Origin of the sequence: Bacillus sp. M13(2017) (genome assembly GCF_002218325.1) — a bacterium.
Classification (GTDB): Bacteria; Bacillota; Bacilli; order Bacillales; family Bacillaceae_G; genus Bacillus_A; species Bacillus_A thuringiensis_K.
In genome coordinates, this window is record NZ_KZ268503.1 from 30,410 (window position 1) to 46,201 (window position 15,792).

The window sequence follows — 15,792 nt, forward strand, 5'->3', positions numbered from 1 at the left end:
AGCTATCATTCAATTTACTGGTTTCTCAATAGAAAACCAGTAAATTGAATGTGCAATAGTTGGTAGCCATCTTTTATAGCGGATGCGTATATTTTCATGGTGAGTATAGTGGGTCGAGATTAAAGTAGATTTTGCCCCTTGAAAATTTTGGTATGTAATGACCTCGATTTCATACCAATGCACTTTATTCCCATGTAAATCTACTACAATTCCTTCATCATTCCAAAATGAAATGTAAGTTTGTATGTAGATTTTTCATCGCGTATACTAAAATATATGTCATAGAGATTAAAAATTAAATACAAGGGGTTTTACAATGAAAGCAATTGTTATAGGGATACTGGCATCATTTTTCTTTGCCTTTACTTTTGTTTTAAACAGGGCAATGGACTTAGAAGGTGGAAGCTGGATTTGGAGTGCATCATTACGGTATTATTTTACGGTTCCAATGCTATTACTTATTGTTATGTATAGAGGGAACTTAAAGCAACTCTTTCAATATATGAAAAACAATCCGAAAGAATGGTTAGTTTGGAGTATCGTTGGATTTGGTCTCTTTTATGCACCGCTTAGTTTTGCTGGAGCGTTCGGACCAGGTTGGCTCGTTGCATCAACATGGCAAATTACAATCGTTGCAGGGATTTTGTTAACACCATTTTTTGCGGTGGATCCACTACATAAAAAACTTCCGATGAAGGAATTAGTTATGTCGGGCATTATTTTATTCGGTGTTGTTCTCATGCAAGTAGAACATGCTTCTTCATTAGGTATTCGTGAAACCATTTTATGTGTAGTTCCTGTAGTTATTGCAGCATTTGCGTATCCTCTTGGAAATAGAAAAATGATGCAAGTTTGTAAAGGGGAATTAGATGTATTTCAGCGAGTACTCGGTATGACATTAGCAAGTTTACCATTTTGGTTTTTATTATCTGGTTACGAAGTATCAACTGGCGGATTACCGTCAAGTAGCCAAGTTTTTCAATGTTTTATTGTAGCAGTTAGCTCTGGGTTAATCGCGACAGTATTATTTTTCTTTGCGACAGATCTTGTGAAAGATGATCCACAAAAATTAGCAACAGTGGAAGCGACGCAGTCTGGTGAAGTTTTATTTGCGCTAGTAGGAGAGCTGATCTGGTTATCTGCACCAATTCCGTCATCATTATCTTGGATTGGTATGAGTCTCGTTATTATTGGAATGATACTTCATAGTTATGTGGCTGTCGTTGTAAAAAAAGAAGAAAAAATAACGGCGTAATGAGATTAGCTCTTTTTATTAAGAGCTAGTCTTTTTTCATAGAAAGGGATGAAAGTATGAATATACAGCGCGTTGAACAAATTGAAAAAGATTCAATATTAAATGTGCTACAATATGCTGTCGGTCCAAATGAAATAAGCTTAAAGAAGGCAGTAATATTTTATCAAAGTAATAAAGGGACTTTGTACAAATATGAAGAAAAAGCTTGTCTAGGTATTGAAATAATCGGAGAAACTAAAGCAAGAATATGTCATATAGCAGTGGCTCCAGATTATCGTCAAAAAGGAATTGCACTGCAAATGATTAAAGAGATTGTAAGAGTAGACCAATTGACTTATATAGAAGCGGAGACAGACGATGGGGCGGTAGAATTTTATAAAAGAATTGGTTTTCAAGTTAAAAGTTTAGGAGAAAAATATCCAGGGATAGAAAGATTTCATTGTTACATGGAAAAATAGCATGAAAATATATAATTGTACATATTGAATATAGTTTGAAAAAAATAATAATTTCATTATATAATATAGGTATCTGGAAAAATATAGATAAAAGAAGATAGGTGTATAACACGTGAGAATGGAGAAAAGTAAGTTTATAAAAATAGCTACTTCAATAGGGATGTCATCTTTTTTATTAACAGGTTGTGGTGATTATGAAGAAGAAACTGCTCAGCAAGAAAGTACAGCTGTTAAAACAGATGGTGCAAAACAAAGAAATGAACAAGAAACATTAAATTGTGATGATAAAGCCCCAACCAATGAAAATATAGAGACAGATGAGTTATGCAAGGAAAATAATCCGTCATTTTCATCCTATCATGAAAACTCTCATTTACCGATACTTCCATTTGTAGCAGGATATTTATTAGCGAGTAGAACTTCAAATATGAATTATACAGCAAAACCAAATTTAATGAAGAAACCATATGCAAATAATGTTATTCCATATCGTGAAAAAGATGAGCGTAGAACAGGTGGCGGTAGTAGCGGTGGTTATTCTGGTGGTTCTAACGGTAACAATAATTCTTCCAATAAAGTGGATTTAAATAAACAGCAGCCAAATCCATCCAATAAAGTAACACCAGATACAAATACGCCAAAATCATCTACTACGCAAACACCGAAAGTAAACTCTGGTTCAAGTGGAATTGGAAACGCAAAAGCGCCAGCAGGATCCTAAAACGAAAGGGTAATGGAGTAATGTATACACAACGAGAGCAAGAAGAGTATATGAAAGTATGGTTTTCACTTGCAGAAGAGGCTAGTAGGAATGGTTTCACTTGGCCTAGTCTGTTAGAGAATGAAGAATGGAATCAATATATGGCAACAGGGATGTATCGCATGCCAGCAAAAACTTATACTGCTATCTCAAAAGCGACAGAAGAAATCATGTATGTGTTATATAGAACGTATCAATATATTGTAAATACGACAGAAGATTTTCAAAAACTTGGATTTCCAGCTGAAGCGTGGGAAATGGCGAGAATGAAACATAATGGTTTATTTTCATATTTTACAAGGTTTGATTTTATCGTAAATGGTGACGATATAAAATTAATAGAAGTAAATTGTGATACGCCAACAGGCTATTTAGAACCGTCTGTCGCAAATGAAGTGTTATGCCGTTATCATGATGTAAATCACCCAAACCATATAGAAGAGCATATTGTGCAAGCATGGGAACAAATTAAACATGACTATCATATAGGCCCTGAAGAGACGATATATTTTACTAGTTATGATTGGCACGATGAAGATAGACAAACGGTCCAGTTTTTAAGAACGTATTGCTTAAATCAGTCAACGGACTATGTAGGAATACAAGACATTGTCGTTGCGGAAGATGGTATATATACGCCAAGTGGAGAAAAAATAAAATATTTATATAGACTGTATCCAATAGAGTATTTAGTAACGGACGTTGATAAGAATGGGAAAAGGATTGGTTTGCAATTTTTAGATCATATTGCGCAAGAAAGAGTGAAAATTATTAATCCGCCAGCCGCGTTTGTTATGCAAAACAAAAGTGTACTCGCACTAATTTGGAAGTTTTATGAAGAAAGTGTTTTCTTTACAGAAGAAGAGCAAGACATTATTTATAAATACTTTCTACCAACATATTTTTCAAATAAGCGATTTCTAGAAAGACATGAATCATACGTTTCAAAACCTGTATTTGGTCGTGAAGGTGGCGGAGTATCTATATACGAAAATGATGAATTATTAGCTGAAGATAAAACAGAGTATTACTTTGAACAAAGGAAGATATACCAGCAATACATAGAAATGCCTGACTATACCATTGACACATGGGATGGTCCATATACTGGTAAACTATTAATTGGCTCTCACTGTATAAGCGGAAGAGCAGCAGGCTTATTTTTACGTGTAGGTGAGAAAATAACGGGAAACTTATCAATGTTTACTGGGGTTACAATTGAAGGATAAAGTAAACAAAGAGCTCATCATTTGTGATGAGCTCTTTCGTCTATGTATAAAACAGCTTTTTATGGTTGGATGTAAAATCTTCACTTTCTTTTTTAATTTAAATCTTAATATTATAATTTAAATATTTTTGTGTAATAATATTACCATTTTTTATAGATATGAAAAATGATTAAGTTAAAAATTAAGAAAAATATGATAATATATTTATATAAAAGTTTAAATTTACGTAGCTAGTGGGGGAACCAATATGAAAATGAATGAAATAGTTGCAAGTACACAATTTCCAAATACAATCGAAACAATAACAAAAGATTTAAAAGCATTAGGAGTCGAAAAAGGAATGACAATTATCGTTCATTCATCACTAAGTTCTATCGGGTGGATATCTGGTGGTGCGGTTGCTGTAGTAGAAGCATTAATGAAAGTTGTTACGGAAGAAGGAACGATAATAATGCCAACGCAATCTTCGGATTTGTCCGATCCGAAACATTGGTCAAGACCACCTGTACCGGAAGACTGGTGGCAAATTATCCGAGATAACGTCCCAGCATTTGATTCACGTATAACCCCAACAAGGGGAATGGGTGAAATAGTTGAATGTTTTCGTACATATCCGAATGTAGTACGTAGTAATCATCCGTTAGGAAGTTTTGCTGCATGGGGAAAACATGCAGTAGAAATAACAATGAACCATTCGTTATCAATGAGCTTTGGAGAAGAATCTCCATTAAGAAAAATATATGATTTAGACGGGTACGTATTATTAATTGGTGTTGGATATGATTCCAATACGTCTGTTCATTTATCCGAGGTGCGTTCTGGTGCATGTGAGTTAATACAAGTAGGAGCACCTATTATAGAAAACGGTGAAAGAGTGTGGAAAGAGTTTGTTGAAATGGATTACGAATCTGAGAAGTTTGTAGAAATTGGTGTGGAGTTTGAGCGAAAAGGAACTGTAAAAAATGGGAAGATAGGGAATGCAACGTGTCGTCTAATGAAACAGCGTGATATAGTTGACTTTGGAACAGAATGGTTTCGTAAGAAAAATTAGTAAGGGATGGTTACAATGAAGGGGAAAAAGGTATTAATTACGAGCGGTGGTTGTCTAGAAAAATGGGATCAAGTACGCGGGCATACGAATATGGCCAAAGGTACAATTGGAAGGATAATCGCAGAAGAACTTCTAGCTAAAGGGGCACATGTTATATATTTACACGGTTATTTTGCGGAGAAACCGAGTGATGTACATAGAGGGTTAGAATTACATCCGTTTGAAGGAATCGTTGATTTACAAGATAAAATGAAAAGTATCATCACACATGAAAAGGTTGATGCAGTCATTATGGCAGCGGCTGGATCAGATTGGATTGTGGAGAAGATTTGTGATCAAGATGGTAATGTTCTTAATATGAACGGAAAAATTTCAAGTGATATAGCACCGATTATTCATTTTCAAAAGGCTCCAAAAGTATTAAAACAAATAAAAGAATGGGACCCAGAAACAGTGCTTGTTGGTTTTAAACTTGAAAGTGATTTAAGTGAAGAAGAACTGTTTGAAAGAGCAAAAAATAGAATGAAAGAAGCAAGGGCGAATGTAATGATTGCGAATTCACCACATTCTTTATATTCGCGCGGAGCTGTGCATTATGTAATTGGACAGAATGGTAAAGGGAAGTTGTGCAATGGGAAAGATGAAACAGCGAAAGAAATTGTCAAAAGCTTAGAGATATTATGTAATCGTGTCACTGCTTTTTAAAATTAAGTTTTTAGATAAGAATGAATCCGCATAGTAATAAGTAAGCGAAACTTTAATTGGTGGGAATTTTACTTTTACACGAATGTGAAGCGTATATCAATCAAGAGCTATACACAGAATAATTGGTGAGGAGTGGATTCTATGGAACATTTATTAAAGCAAGCTATTAAACTTAGAAACGAAAAGAAGTATGCGCAGTCTAAAGAGATGCTTATAGGATTAACAAACTTTACAAAGGATGCAGAAGTACTGTATCAGTGTGCGTGGATACATGATGTAATGGGGCTAGAAACAGAAGCAGTTCCGTATTATGAGCAGGCAATCGCAAATGGACTTGATGGCGAATCGCTTTGCGGTGCTTATATTGGTTTAGGAAGTACATATCGTTGTATAGGGGAATATGAAAAGGCAATTACAGTATTAGAAGCTGGGGTGAAAAAATTCCCAGAGAACGCTCCGATGAAAGTATTTTTATCATTAGCAAAATATAACGTAAACGATCACGAATCAGCGATGAAATTATTACTTGAAACTGTCGTGAAAGTAGAGGAAGTAAAAGAATTTGAACGTGCCATTTCATTTTATAAAGACCATTTAAATGAGGTTTTTAAATAAAGGAGTGAACGTATGAAGGCTACACTATCACAAAGGCGAAAAGGTATTTGGATTGGACTCGTCTCTTTAATTATGCTATCAAACTATTTATTGTATGCCCTTCCAATTGTACCAGTTGCGCCGAAAGAAGTTGTGCTTGGGTCATTATTAGATTGCATGTTTGTCATTCCAATCATCACGTATTTCTTCATTATTCGAAAAAGATACTCATTAACGTATATAGTTCCTGTTGTAATAGCTGGTTATATTTTTGCAAGATTTATTATTCCAAGTGACTATTTACAAGCTTTTTCATTCATCTCTTATATTATTGTTGCGGCTGAAATTGCATTTGTAGGTATAGAATTATTCCTTCTCTATAAAATTGTTAGAGTGCTTCCTAAAATAATAAAAAAATATAAAGAATATAGAAGAGAAAATTATTCCTTTTCTTATGCAATTGATGCAGCGTTTGACGCTACTATGAAAAGAAGTAAGTTAGTAGATGTCATTCTAACAGAGTGTAAGTTAATCTATTATGCGTTTTTATCGTGGCGTGAAAAAGTACCAACAGGTAAATCTGTATACTCATATCATAAAAAGACTGGTGCTATAGGTGTGTATATCATGATTATTCACGCAACAGTAATTGAAAGCATTGGTTTTCATTATTTACTACATCAGTGGAATTCAGTAATAGCATGGATTTTACTTATTTTAAATGTATACGCGATGATTTATTTTATAGCTGAAATACAAGCGATGCGCAAAAATCCCCTTGTCGTAACAGAAGAACAAGTAATCATTCAAATCGGATTAGGAAAGAAAATCGTTATGCCATTTACACAAATAGATAGTATTGCGTTCTACAAGGGGGAATTGCTAACGGCAAAAGAAGGGAAACAGGTATTGGATGCAACTGTTATGGAGTTCATAAAAGAACCTGCTACTTTTGAAATAACATTAAAAGAGCCAGTGAAAGCGCAGTTGTTATACGGCTTTTCTAAAACAGTAAGTCGTGTTTACTTAAATGTTGATGAAGAACGAAAATTTTATGATGCGGTTAAGGAAAAGTTAAAACATGAGTAATAGTGCTGTTAGTTGCATAAAAACAAATGAGCTTCCGTTAGAAGTGAAAAAATATGAAACATGGATAGTGAAAAACTCTTTCTAAATAAGAAGGAGTTTTTATTATGTACTTGTATAAATCATTATATAAAAAACTATATACTTCTTTATCACTACATAAATGGATATAATTGAGGATAGAACTAGCATAAGGGGAAACAAAATAATGAATAAGCTACTTACATCGAAAATTGAAATTATAGAAAGAAAAATCCGGTATAACTCAACAATAGTAGATCACAATTGCTTATTACTTGAAAAACAATCACAAAGTATCGTTTTGTTTCACGAGGTGCAGTATTCATTTACAATGACTGCAAATGATACTAAGTTAACAATCCCAAAAGGGAGTTATACAATCGCATATTACTGGAAAGATCGTCCGTACAATTTATACGTATGGAGAGATATAAAAGGAAAGTATTTAGGTTCATATTTTAATATCGTAAAAAACACACAAATAAAAGATGAAGTGGTTTCCTTTGAAGATTTAATCATCGATATTATGGTACTTCCAAATGGAGAATACTTCATATTGGATGAGGATGAAGTACCAGAACCATTAGGAAATTTCGAAGGTGGTTATGTGAAGAAAGCTCTTTATGGATTAAAAGAAATCATTCAAAAAGAGCTTCCATCAATAGTTTTGGAGACAGCCAGGGTGCAGAGGAAATAAAATTAAATTACATAAATATTTTGAATAGGAATGAGTAGTCTTAAGTTATACGATCTAACTTTTTTGATAAATCTAAGGTTAGTAGCATATTTCTTGAAATTACTCTTTTTTTGTAGAAATTTCGTCGCTTAGTTATTAAATCCCATCAAATGCATTTAGCGTGTGAGTTTTCTTATTGGTTACAGTGGATTAAAGATCATAAAAAATAGTAAGTAAACGATACCGTTTAAATAAAAAAAGTAAAATGTTCAAACAAATCATATGTATGTTTTAATAAAACCTAGTTGACTTATCGGAAATATTTGTATAATATGTACTTAATTCCATAACATATTGCTGATTGGAGAAACCAAAGGCATTTTATCTGTTGATAAAATGCCTTTGGTTTTTTTATTGCACAAATACTGAATCTGTTCATTTATATGAATCATTTTAAGGAGGGAAAGAAATGACTGTTTCAATTGATGAGGTATCAAAATATTTTTTGAAACAAACTGGTATTGTTCAAGTATTAGAGAATATTAATGTTCAATTAGAGAAAGGGGATTTTGTTACAGTAATCGGTCCGAGTGGGTGTGGAAAAAGTACATTACTAAAAATTGTTGCAGGTCTAGATAATGATTTTGAAGGTGAAGTTGTTATTGACGGGGAGCCTATTTTAAAAACCAGCAAGAAACAAGGTTTTATTTTTCAAGAACATAGGCTTTTTCCATGGTTAACAGTTGAAGAAAATATAGCGGCAGATTTGTCGTTAAAAGATAAGTATGTGAAAGATAAGGTGAGAGAATGGGTTGAAATCGTTCGGTTAGATGGCTTTGAAAAATCGTATCCGAAAGAAATTTCAGGCGGGATGTCACAACGTGTTGCGATAGCAAGAGCGTTATTAAGAGATCCCAATATATTATTACTTGATGAACCTTTTGGAGCGCTGGATGCTTTTACTCGAAGTCATTTACAAGAAGTATTGCTAAATATTTGGGAGCAGAAGAAAACAACAATGATATTCGTTACACATGATATAGACGAAGCGATATATCTTTCAAACCGAATCATCATTATGAGTACAAAGCCTGGAAAAATACATAAAGTAATTGAAAATAATTTGCCTTATCCGCGAAATAAAACTTCTCAATTATTCCAACAACTTCGAACGAAAGTATTACAGCAGTTTGAATATGGAGGATTGATTCAAACAAGTATATAGGAAAAGGGTGATTTTATATGTATAAAAAATTTAAAGTTCTTTCTTTTGCTTTAGCTATATCAGTATGTTTATTAGGATGTGAAAAAAGTACAGTAAGTAGTAAGAAAGAAGATGTAACAATACAAATTGGTATACAGCAAGGATTAAGCCCGCTATTACTAGCAAAGAAAAAGGGGTGGTTTGAAGAGGAGTTTAAAAAAGAAGGAGTTAAAGTGAAATGGACAGAGTTCCAAAGTGGACCTCCTTATTTTGAAGCAATTGCATCAAACCGATTAGACTTTGGTGAAGTAGGGAATTCTCCAGTCATTTCAGCGCAAGCAGCAGGTATTGGATTTACCGAAATCGCCAATACAAGTTATGCGAGAAAAGGAACTGGAATTCTCGTTCAAAAAGATAGCAAGATTACGAGTGTAAAAGAGTTAAAAGGTAAAAAAATTGCAGTAGCAAAAGGAAGTAGTGCCTTTAATTTATTATATCGAGCACTCGATAAAGAAGGTATCGATGCAAAAGATGTAAATGTCATTCAATTACAACCAGATGAAGCGCAGCCTGCATTTGAATCAGGATCAGTAGATGCATGGGCGATTTGGGACCCTTTCATATCATTACATACATTAAATAAAGGTGCGAAAGTGATTGCAGACGGTGAAACATTAAATGTCTCTTCACCAGAATTTTTAATTACGAGAACAAAATTTGCGAAAGAACATCCAGAATTAGTTGAGAAATTCCTCAAAGTTTATGAGAAAGCACGTGTATGGCAAGATGCTAACTTAGATGAAGCAATAAAAGTATATACTTCTGTAAAAAAGATAGATGCGGAGATCGTAAAAGAAGTGTTTAATCACGACAAACCAATTTTAGTTCCGGTAACGAAGGAAATAATAGCAGAACAACAAAAGACAGCGGATTTTCAATATAAGCTCGGTTCTATAAAGAAAGAACTTAAGACGGAAAAAGTTGTAGATAATTCTTTCGTAGAAAAAGCATTGAAAGCGAAGTGAAAAGAGGTTTTGTAAAGTGGAAAATACGAAAGCTGTTATTAAACGAGCGAGTATAACGATTGAGAAAAACAGCGTCAAGAAGGTGCGAAAGTTAAATGTAAAAATTTTAGTAAGGGCGATTACTATACCGGTTATTATATTAATAATTTGGCAGTTGGCTGGCGTATTCGGTCTTGTTTCTAAAACAGTCTTACCAACACCATTAGATATTTTTCTAGCTTTCCAAGATCTTATTAAAACAGGAGAGTTATTCGGCCATTTAAGTATTAGTGTATTTAGGGCTGCGGCTGGTTTCTTTATTGGCGGAGGCTTAGGAATCATTTTAGGAACGATTGTTGGATTTTCAACGAGAAGTGAGCAATATTTAGATCCATCTGTGCAAATGTTAAGAACTGTACCTCATTTAGCTGTTGCACCGCTTTTCGTATTATGGTTCGGTTTTGGTGAAACATCGAAAGTGTTATTAATTGCAGATGGTGCATTTTTTCCTTTATACGTAAACGCATTTTTAGGTATTAGAGGTGTGGATTCAAAGTTATTTGATGTTGCGAGAGTGTTAGAGTTTAGTAAAAGAAAATTAATCACGAAACTAATTTTACCAGCTGCATTGCCTAACCTTTTACTAGGAGCAAGGTTATCGTTAGGTGTTGCATGGGTGAGTTTAGTAGTAGCAGAACTTATGGGGTCTACAGAAGGTATTGGCTATATGATTATGGATGCAAGGCAATTTTCAAATACAGATATCGTATTTGTCGGCATAATTATATTTGCATTTGTTGGGAAGTTTTCTGACTCTCTAGTACGTTTACTAGAAGTGAAGTTTTTAAGATGGCGAGATAACTTTAAAGGTGAGACAGGGGATTAACATATAAATTATTAGGGGTAATTTATATAGAATGTGTTAGTATACGATTCAAAATAAATAAGGGGTGTGTAAAGGTATGGAATTATTATGGTTTATTCCGGCTTATGGAGATGGTCGATATTTAGGAACGACAAAACGAGGAAGAGCAGCTGAATATGGTTATTATAAGCAAGTTGCTGCGGCAGCTGATTATTTAGGATATACGGGTGTTTTACTTCCAACTGGTCAAGGATGTGAAGACCCTTGGGTGTTAGCTTCAGCTCTTGCTGCTGAAACAGAAAAACTAAAATTTTTAGTAGCAGTGAGACCAGGACTAATGTCACCTACAGTTGCAGCGAGGATGGCATCTACATTTGATAGAATTTCAGATGGGAGACTACTTATCAATGTAGTAGCTGGAGGAGATCCAGTTGAACTACAAGGAGATGGATTATATCTTGAGCATGATGAAAGATATGAAGCAGCGGATGAATTTTTAAAAGTTTGGAAATCGACATTGCAGGGTGAAACGATCTCTTTAGAAGGAAAACATATTAAAGTTACAGATAGTAAAGTTGTCTTCCCACCAGTTCAAACGCCCTATCCTCCTATATATTTCGGGGGATCATCAACTGCTGGAAAAGAAGTAGCAGCTCAACATAGTGATGTATACTTAACGTGGGGAGAGCCGCCAGAGCAAGTGAAAGAGAAAATAGAAGAAGTAAGAAAACTTGCAGAAGAGAAGGGGCGTACAGTACGATTTGGCATTAGATTACACGTAATTGTAAGAGAGACAGAAGAAGAAGCATGGGAAGAGGCCGAACGTTTAATTCAATATGTGGATAAGGAAACAATTGAGCTTGCTCAAAAGACATTTGCAAGATATGATTCGGTTGGTCAAAAACGGATGACACATTTAAATAAAGGTACGAGAGAGTCGTTAGAGATAAGCCCTAATTTATGGGCTGGAATCGGACTTGTAAGAGGTGGGGCAGGTACTGCACTTGTAGGCGATCCGCATACAGTAGCAGAAAGAATAAAAGAATATGAATCGTTAGGAATTGATACGTTTGTTTTATCAGGATATCCACATTTAGAAGAAGCATATGATGTGGCAGAATTGTTATTCCCATTATTGAAAGACGAGAAGAAAGAAGCAAATAAAATTGTTGGTGAAATGATTGCTGATGCATATGCATTAGAAAAATAGTCAGAAATAAAGTTTCATCTATTTATTGCTTCATTTTGTTTATTGCCTGTTAATACGGGATAAAAAATCCGCAAGTTATTCGCTTGCGGGTTTTCATCGTAAATTATTAGAAAATATGGTAAAATTAAAGGGTAACTTAAGGTGCGGTTGGTTGTTCAATTATCACTTCTCCGAGTAGGAGGGGGGTGATAATACGTGAGTGAAATAGCGTTGCTACTGCAGGGTGGACTGTTTCTCGTTGCATTGTTAACGTTCGTCGTCGTTTTAATAGACAAGCTCAAAAAATAACAACCCACCTATGCCTATAGAATGTGGGTTGTTTTGTTTGTAAGAAACAAATAGGATAAATGAACAATCCAATCTGCTAAGTTACGTGGACTAGTGTGTAGCCGCACACTAGTCTTTTTTATTTATATACAATTTATAATTGGTTTATGTGATTGTATTGTTCTTTTCATACTCATTATAACACAGTGTCTTTTCATCAAGAAAGGAGACCGTATGTTCTGGTCCTTGTTATATAGTAGGTGCTTTTTCTTTAAACAGCCCATCCATATACTGTTTTAAACTTTGGACATGAAATTTCTGTGTATTCACATTATTTACACCGACAATGGGTGATGGAAGGTCAAATCTTTTTTCTGATAAATGAACGACAACATCAAAGATGTCAAACAAACGAATGAAGCAAAACAGACCGTCTTTATCGCTAAGTAAAATAAAGTAATGATTTTCACTACTTGTATTTAGCGTATTCCATAAAGAACTTTTGCTTAAATCACGTACAATGCTTTTTTCTTTTAGTTCCACGAAATCTGCATTTGAGAGAATGGTAGAGATATCAATTGCATCTTGATTTTCAAAGTAGCCATCAACTGTTTGTACAGCGAATGTATAAGCCATTTTTAATATACTCATTTTATATTTACGGTTATCTAATAGCAATTCACGTTGAATAGAACTCGCTACTTTCGTTACACGTTCCTCTTTCCAAATTTCATTATGTAAGGAAATATCGTGCTTTTTACATAGTTTCATAATTAATGCATTAGAATAAAGAATTTCGTCGCTTACTTCGACAACATCAGTCTCAGCAGCCGCAAGTTCTTCGCCGTGCTCATTCGTATAGAGTGGGGAATCAATTTGTCTTTTCATTTGTTCAATCTTAAATTGACTCAATTTATGCCTAATTAAAGGACGATCAATATTTGTTGTCATTTGTTCATGGCAAGTATCACAAATTGAGTTTGTGAAATAATATCCACATAATATTTCTGGAATGACATATTGTTCACTAAGTTCTTTCGTATCTTTTCTGCAAATGATGCATTGTGTCATTTTTATCACCTTTACCTGCAAATTTGTATGTAATCTCATTGTAGTGTATTTATCGGTATTTTGGAATATTGTAAAGGAAAATATTATGTGAAATTCATACTTATTTTGGTACAATGAAGAGAAGTGCTAGTTTAAAGGAGGCCATTTTTTTGAAATCAAAAGTGCACTTTTGGACATTAGAAGTGCTAATGGTTGTAGGAATCATATTTATTTGCACAAAAATATCATTTTTATTTCAACCGATTGGTATCTTCATATCAACATTATTTTTCCCAATCTTAATCGCGCTTTTTTTATACTTCATATTTAATCCTGTATTAATCTTTTTGGAGAATAAAAAAGTACCTAGAAATTTAGCGATATTGCTGTTATATCTTTTTATCATAACATTAACTGCGGTTGGCGTTGGAGTAGTTGTTCCTACGATTTCACAACAGCTAATGGACTTAGTAAAAAATATGCCAGGCTACATAAAAGAGGGAAAAGTATACATACAAGAATTATCACATCATAGGTTGTTTGAATGGTTATCTACACAAAACTACGTTTCCATTGAAACAATTGAAAAAAATGCGATTGAATACTTAAAAGATATACCAAATACAATTACGTCGAGTGCAACGGCTTTATTTGGTATTATCACGAACGTTGCGTTAGTTGTATTTACTGTACCGTTCATTTTATTTTACATGTTTAAAGATGGACATGCCTTTCCAGGAAAAGCGGTAAGTTTATTACCAGAGTCTTACCGTGAAGAGGGGCTTCGTATCATTAAGGAAACGAACGAAACATTATCTGCATATATTCAAGGGCAAGCGCTCGTTTGTATATTTGTAGGTGCTTTTACTTTTATCGGTTATTTAATTATCGATTTACCGTACGCTTTTGTTTTAGGAATTATAGCAGCATTTACAAACATCATTCCTAACTTAGGTCCATTTATCGGAGCAGCACCAGCTGTTATTGTAGGACTGTTCGTATCTCCGATGCAAGCCTTATACGTAATTATTATCGTAACAATTGTACAACAGTTTGAAAGTAATATTATTTCACCACGTATTATGAGCTCAAAATTAAACATCCACCCATTAACAATTATTATCCTAATTTTAGGGGTAGGTAACTTTGCTGGAATCATCGGAATGATTTTAGCAGTACCAGTTTATGCAGTAACAAAAACAGTTGTTTCGAACTTAGTGAGATTGTTTAAGACGAAGAGAAGTAATCGGAAATAGTAAAACCTAAGAAAGATACACCTCTTTTTAAGTGGTGTATCTTTTGTTTATAAAAAAAAAATTAAAAGCGGGTTGATTTGATTTTATTATATATTTTTTATATATCAAATTCAGTGATGAACTTGTGTGATATAAGCTCTATAAAACTATGTGGAATCCCTCTGAACTATCCAAATCATTTCTTTACAGCGTGCTATTAACATCATAATCTACTCCTTTCAATTCTATATAGTTAAACGATTAAAGATGAGTGTAGTATTTGCTTCTACGATCTCGAATTTCATTAATAACTTGTTTATATTGTCTTTCTTGTTTTAATTCATTTTGAGATATTGTTTCTTTTTGAATCGTAATCGTTAAAAAGAAAAGGTGAAACTTCATATGTGAATTCCTCCTTTCGAATTGGAATTACAGATGACTACAGTAATGACTTTGTCTTTCTTTTACAGAATCCATAGCCTGATTAATTTGTCGTTCATGAAGCATTTCAGACTCAGAAAATTTATTTTTTTGAATGGTAATGGTTAAAAAGAATACTTTAAATTTCATAAAATAATTGCCCCTTTATAAGTGATTTAGAAAAAACGAGTGTAATAAGAAATTAAAGGTGACTACAGTAATGACTTTGTCTTTCTTTTACAGAATCCATAGCCTGATTAATTTGTCGCTCATGGAGCATTTCAGACTCGGAAAATTTATTTTTTTGAATGGTAATGGTTAAAAAGAATACTTTAAATTTCATTAGATAATTACCCCTTTATAAGTGATTTAGAAAAGACGAGTGTAATAAGAAGATTGGCGCTCTTTTACTTCGTCCATAATGTTTTGGATGTGTTGCTCGCGTAAAATCTCTTTCTGTGAGAGCTTACGTTTTTGAATGGTGATTGTTAAAAAGAATGCTTTAAATTTCATGAATATATTACCCCTTTAAAATATATTTTTAATACATTTGAGTGTAGTGCGAACTTTTAATGTCAGTTATTTTATCAGTCAGTCGTTTTAACTGTTGTTTACGATTGATTTCAGTTTCAGATAAAGTATTTTTTTGAAGCACAGTCGTAAAAAAGAAAATATGAAAAGTCATAAATGAATTCCTCCTTT

At 33.6% G+C, this 15,792-nt stretch carries 21 protein-coding genes; 15 read left to right on the forward strand and 6 right to left on the reverse strand.

The genetic code is table 11. The features are described 5' to 3' along the window. Nucleotides 1–316 precede the first annotated feature (316 nt). From CGQ22_RS11825 to CGQ22_RS32425, 14 genes are all read left to right on the forward strand, one after another. Complete coding sequence (locus tag CGQ22_RS11825; protein WP_089148733.1) at nt 317–1,255, forward strand: DMT family transporter; 939 nt, start codon at nt 317–319, stop codon at nt 1,253–1,255. 56 nt (nt 1,256–1,311) lie between these two features. Then, entirely contained in the window at nt 1,312–1,713 is a 402-nt protein-coding gene (locus tag CGQ22_RS11830) for a GNAT family N-acetyltransferase (protein WP_089148734.1), read from the forward strand. Between the two features lie 112 nt (nt 1,714–1,825). Beyond that, nucleotides 1,826–2,434: a hypothetical protein gene (locus CGQ22_RS11835; protein WP_001242220.1), complete on the forward strand. Its 609-nt coding sequence runs from the start codon at nt 1,826–1,828 to the stop codon at nt 2,432–2,434. A 20-nt stretch (nt 2,435–2,454) separates the two neighbouring features. Further along, a complete protein-coding gene (locus CGQ22_RS11840; RefSeq protein WP_000288525.1) occupies nt 2,455–3,702 on the forward strand; it encodes a glutathionylspermidine synthase family protein in 1,248 nt (415 codons plus the stop codon). A 247-nt stretch (nt 3,703–3,949) separates the two neighbouring features. Then, nucleotides 3,950–4,753, forward strand: coding sequence for an AAC(3) family N-acetyltransferase (locus tag CGQ22_RS11845; RefSeq protein WP_000783346.1), 804 nt, complete (start codon nt 3,950–3,952; stop codon nt 4,751–4,753). Nucleotides 4,754–4,768: 15 nt separating this feature from the next. After that, the gene (locus CGQ22_RS11850; RefSeq protein WP_000676728.1) at nt 4,769–5,458 is read left to right on the forward strand and encodes a phosphopantothenoylcysteine decarboxylase domain-containing protein; all 690 of its coding nucleotides are present in this window, start codon (nt 4,769–4,771) and stop codon (nt 5,456–5,458) included. 141 nt (nt 5,459–5,599) lie between these two features. After that, nucleotides 5,600–6,073 carry a tetratricopeptide repeat protein gene (locus CGQ22_RS11855; protein ID WP_000400636.1) on the forward strand — a complete coding sequence of 158 codons (474 nt, stop codon included), beginning with the start codon at nt 5,600–5,602 and terminating at the stop codon, nt 6,071–6,073. Nucleotides 6,074–6,085: 12 nt separating this feature from the next. After that, nucleotides 6,086–7,141: a hypothetical protein gene (locus tag CGQ22_RS11860; protein WP_000648429.1), complete on the forward strand. Its 1,056-nt coding sequence runs from the start codon at nt 6,086–6,088 to the stop codon at nt 7,139–7,141. A 205-nt stretch (nt 7,142–7,346) separates the two neighbouring features. Next, nucleotides 7,347–7,856: a ribonuclease FAU-1 family protein gene (locus CGQ22_RS11865; RefSeq protein WP_001037880.1), complete on the forward strand. Its 510-nt coding sequence runs from the start codon at nt 7,347–7,349 to the stop codon at nt 7,854–7,856. A gap of 448 nt (nt 7,857–8,304) precedes the next feature. Then, the gene (locus CGQ22_RS11870; RefSeq protein ID WP_000218572.1) at nt 8,305–9,060 is read left to right on the forward strand and encodes an ABC transporter ATP-binding protein; all 756 of its coding nucleotides are present in this window, start codon (nt 8,305–8,307) and stop codon (nt 9,058–9,060) included. A 17-nt stretch (nt 9,061–9,077) separates the two neighbouring features. After that, nucleotides 9,078–10,064, forward strand: a complete 987-nt coding sequence (locus CGQ22_RS11875; RefSeq protein WP_089148735.1) for an aliphatic sulfonate ABC transporter substrate-binding protein — start codon at nt 9,078–9,080, stop codon at nt 10,062–10,064. A gap of 16 nt (nt 10,065–10,080) precedes the next feature. Beyond that, on the forward strand, nt 10,081–10,929 hold the full coding sequence (locus CGQ22_RS11880; protein WP_089148736.1) for an ABC transporter permease: 849 nt from the start codon (nt 10,081–10,083) through the stop codon (nt 10,927–10,929). Nucleotides 10,930–11,005: 76 nt separating this feature from the next. Next, nucleotides 11,006–12,118, forward strand: coding sequence for an FMNH2-dependent alkanesulfonate monooxygenase (ssuD, locus tag CGQ22_RS11885; protein WP_089148737.1), 1,113 nt, complete (start codon nt 11,006–11,008; stop codon nt 12,116–12,118). Between the two features lie 195 nt (nt 12,119–12,313). Then, complete coding sequence (locus CGQ22_RS32425) at nt 12,314–12,406, forward strand: putative holin-like toxin (RefSeq protein WP_001289320.1); 93 nt, start codon at nt 12,314–12,316, stop codon at nt 12,404–12,406. 228 nt (nt 12,407–12,634) lie between these two features. On the opposite strand, the gene CGQ22_RS11895 is transcribed toward CGQ22_RS32425, so the two are convergent. Next, a complete protein-coding gene (locus CGQ22_RS11895) occupies nt 12,635–13,456 on the reverse strand; it encodes an HNH endonuclease (RefSeq protein ID WP_000189712.1) in 822 nt (273 codons plus the stop codon). A gap of 149 nt (nt 13,457–13,605) precedes the next feature. Here CGQ22_RS11895 and CGQ22_RS11900 point away from each other — a divergent pair, with 149 nt between their 5' ends. Then, nucleotides 13,606–14,691, forward strand: coding sequence for an AI-2E family transporter (locus tag CGQ22_RS11900; protein ID WP_000837892.1), 1,086 nt, complete (start codon nt 13,606–13,608; stop codon nt 14,689–14,691). A 240-nt stretch (nt 14,692–14,931) separates the two neighbouring features. Here CGQ22_RS11900 and CGQ22_RS11905 read toward each other — a convergent pair whose 3' ends face one another. The 5 genes from CGQ22_RS11905 to CGQ22_RS11925 are packed head-to-tail and all read right to left on the reverse strand — an operon-like array spanning nt 14,932 to nt 15,775. Further along, complete coding sequence (locus tag CGQ22_RS11905) at nt 14,932–15,072, reverse strand: YrzI family small protein (protein ID WP_000668498.1); 141 nt, start codon at nt 15,070–15,072, stop codon at nt 14,932–14,934. A 27-nt stretch (nt 15,073–15,099) separates the two neighbouring features. Beyond that, the gene (locus CGQ22_RS11910) at nt 15,100–15,240 is read right to left on the reverse strand and encodes a YrzI family small protein (RefSeq protein WP_000669805.1); all 141 of its coding nucleotides are present in this window, start codon (nt 15,238–15,240) and stop codon (nt 15,100–15,102) included. A 52-nt stretch (nt 15,241–15,292) separates the two neighbouring features. Continuing rightward, on the reverse strand, nt 15,293–15,433 hold the full coding sequence (locus CGQ22_RS11915) for a YrzI family small protein (protein ID WP_000669805.1): 141 nt from the start codon (nt 15,431–15,433) through the stop codon (nt 15,293–15,295). A 26-nt stretch (nt 15,434–15,459) separates the two neighbouring features. After that, complete coding sequence (locus CGQ22_RS11920) at nt 15,460–15,603, reverse strand: YrzI family small protein (protein WP_000668963.1); 144 nt, start codon at nt 15,601–15,603, stop codon at nt 15,460–15,462. A 28-nt stretch (nt 15,604–15,631) separates the two neighbouring features. Continuing rightward, on the reverse strand, nt 15,632–15,775 hold the full coding sequence (locus CGQ22_RS11925) for a YrzI family small protein (protein ID WP_000142730.1): 144 nt from the start codon (nt 15,773–15,775) through the stop codon (nt 15,632–15,634). Between the last annotated feature and the right edge of the window lie 17 nt (nt 15,776–15,792).

Excerpts from the sequence above, each read along its gene's own strand:
- CGQ22_RS11920 (WP_000668963.1), bottom strand. The coding sequence starts at position 15,603 with ATGAAATTTAAAGCATTCTTTTTAACAATCACCATTCAAAAACGTAAG.
- CGQ22_RS11825 (WP_089148733.1), top strand. The coding sequence starts at position 317 with ATGAAAGCAATTGTTATAGGGATACTGGCATCATTTTTCTTTGCCTTT.
- CGQ22_RS11850 (WP_000676728.1), top strand. The coding sequence starts at position 4,769 with ATGAAGGGGAAAAAGGTATTAATTACGAGCGGTGGTTGTCTAGAAAAA.
- CGQ22_RS11840 (WP_000288525.1), top strand. The coding sequence starts at position 2,455 with ATGTATACACAACGAGAGCAAGAAGAGTATATGAAAGTATGGTTTTCA.
- CGQ22_RS11860 (WP_000648429.1), top strand. The coding sequence starts at position 6,086 with ATGAAGGCTACACTATCACAAAGGCGAAAAGGTATTTGGATTGGACTC.
- CGQ22_RS11875 (WP_089148735.1), top strand. The coding sequence starts at position 9,078 with ATGTATAAAAAATTTAAAGTTCTTTCTTTTGCTTTAGCTATATCAGTA.
- CGQ22_RS11855 (WP_000400636.1), top strand. The coding sequence starts at position 5,600 with ATGGAACATTTATTAAAGCAAGCTATTAAACTTAGAAACGAAAAGAAG.
- CGQ22_RS11865 (WP_001037880.1), top strand. The coding sequence starts at position 7,347 with ATGAATAAGCTACTTACATCGAAAATTGAAATTATAGAAAGAAAAATC.
- CGQ22_RS11895 (WP_000189712.1), bottom strand. The coding sequence starts at position 13,456 with ATGACACAATGCATCATTTGCAGAAAAGATACGAAAGAACTTAGTGAA.
- CGQ22_RS11910 (WP_000669805.1), bottom strand. The coding sequence starts at position 15,240 with ATGAAATTTAAAGTATTCTTTTTAACCATTACCATTCAAAAAAATAAA.
- CGQ22_RS11830 (WP_089148734.1), top strand. The coding sequence starts at position 1,312 with ATGAATATACAGCGCGTTGAACAAATTGAAAAAGATTCAATATTAAAT.
- CGQ22_RS11905 (WP_000668498.1), bottom strand. The coding sequence starts at position 15,072 with ATGAAGTTTCACCTTTTCTTTTTAACGATTACGATTCAAAAAGAAACA.
- CGQ22_RS11845 (WP_000783346.1), top strand. The coding sequence starts at position 3,950 with ATGAAAATGAATGAAATAGTTGCAAGTACACAATTTCCAAATACAATC.
- ssuD (WP_089148737.1), top strand. The coding sequence starts at position 11,006 with ATGGAATTATTATGGTTTATTCCGGCTTATGGAGATGGTCGATATTTA.
- CGQ22_RS11915 (WP_000669805.1), bottom strand. The coding sequence starts at position 15,433 with ATGAAATTTAAAGTATTCTTTTTAACCATTACCATTCAAAAAAATAAA.
- CGQ22_RS11925 (WP_000142730.1), bottom strand. The coding sequence starts at position 15,775 with ATGACTTTTCATATTTTCTTTTTTACGACTGTGCTTCAAAAAAATACT.
- CGQ22_RS11870 (WP_000218572.1), top strand. The coding sequence starts at position 8,305 with ATGACTGTTTCAATTGATGAGGTATCAAAATATTTTTTGAAACAAACT.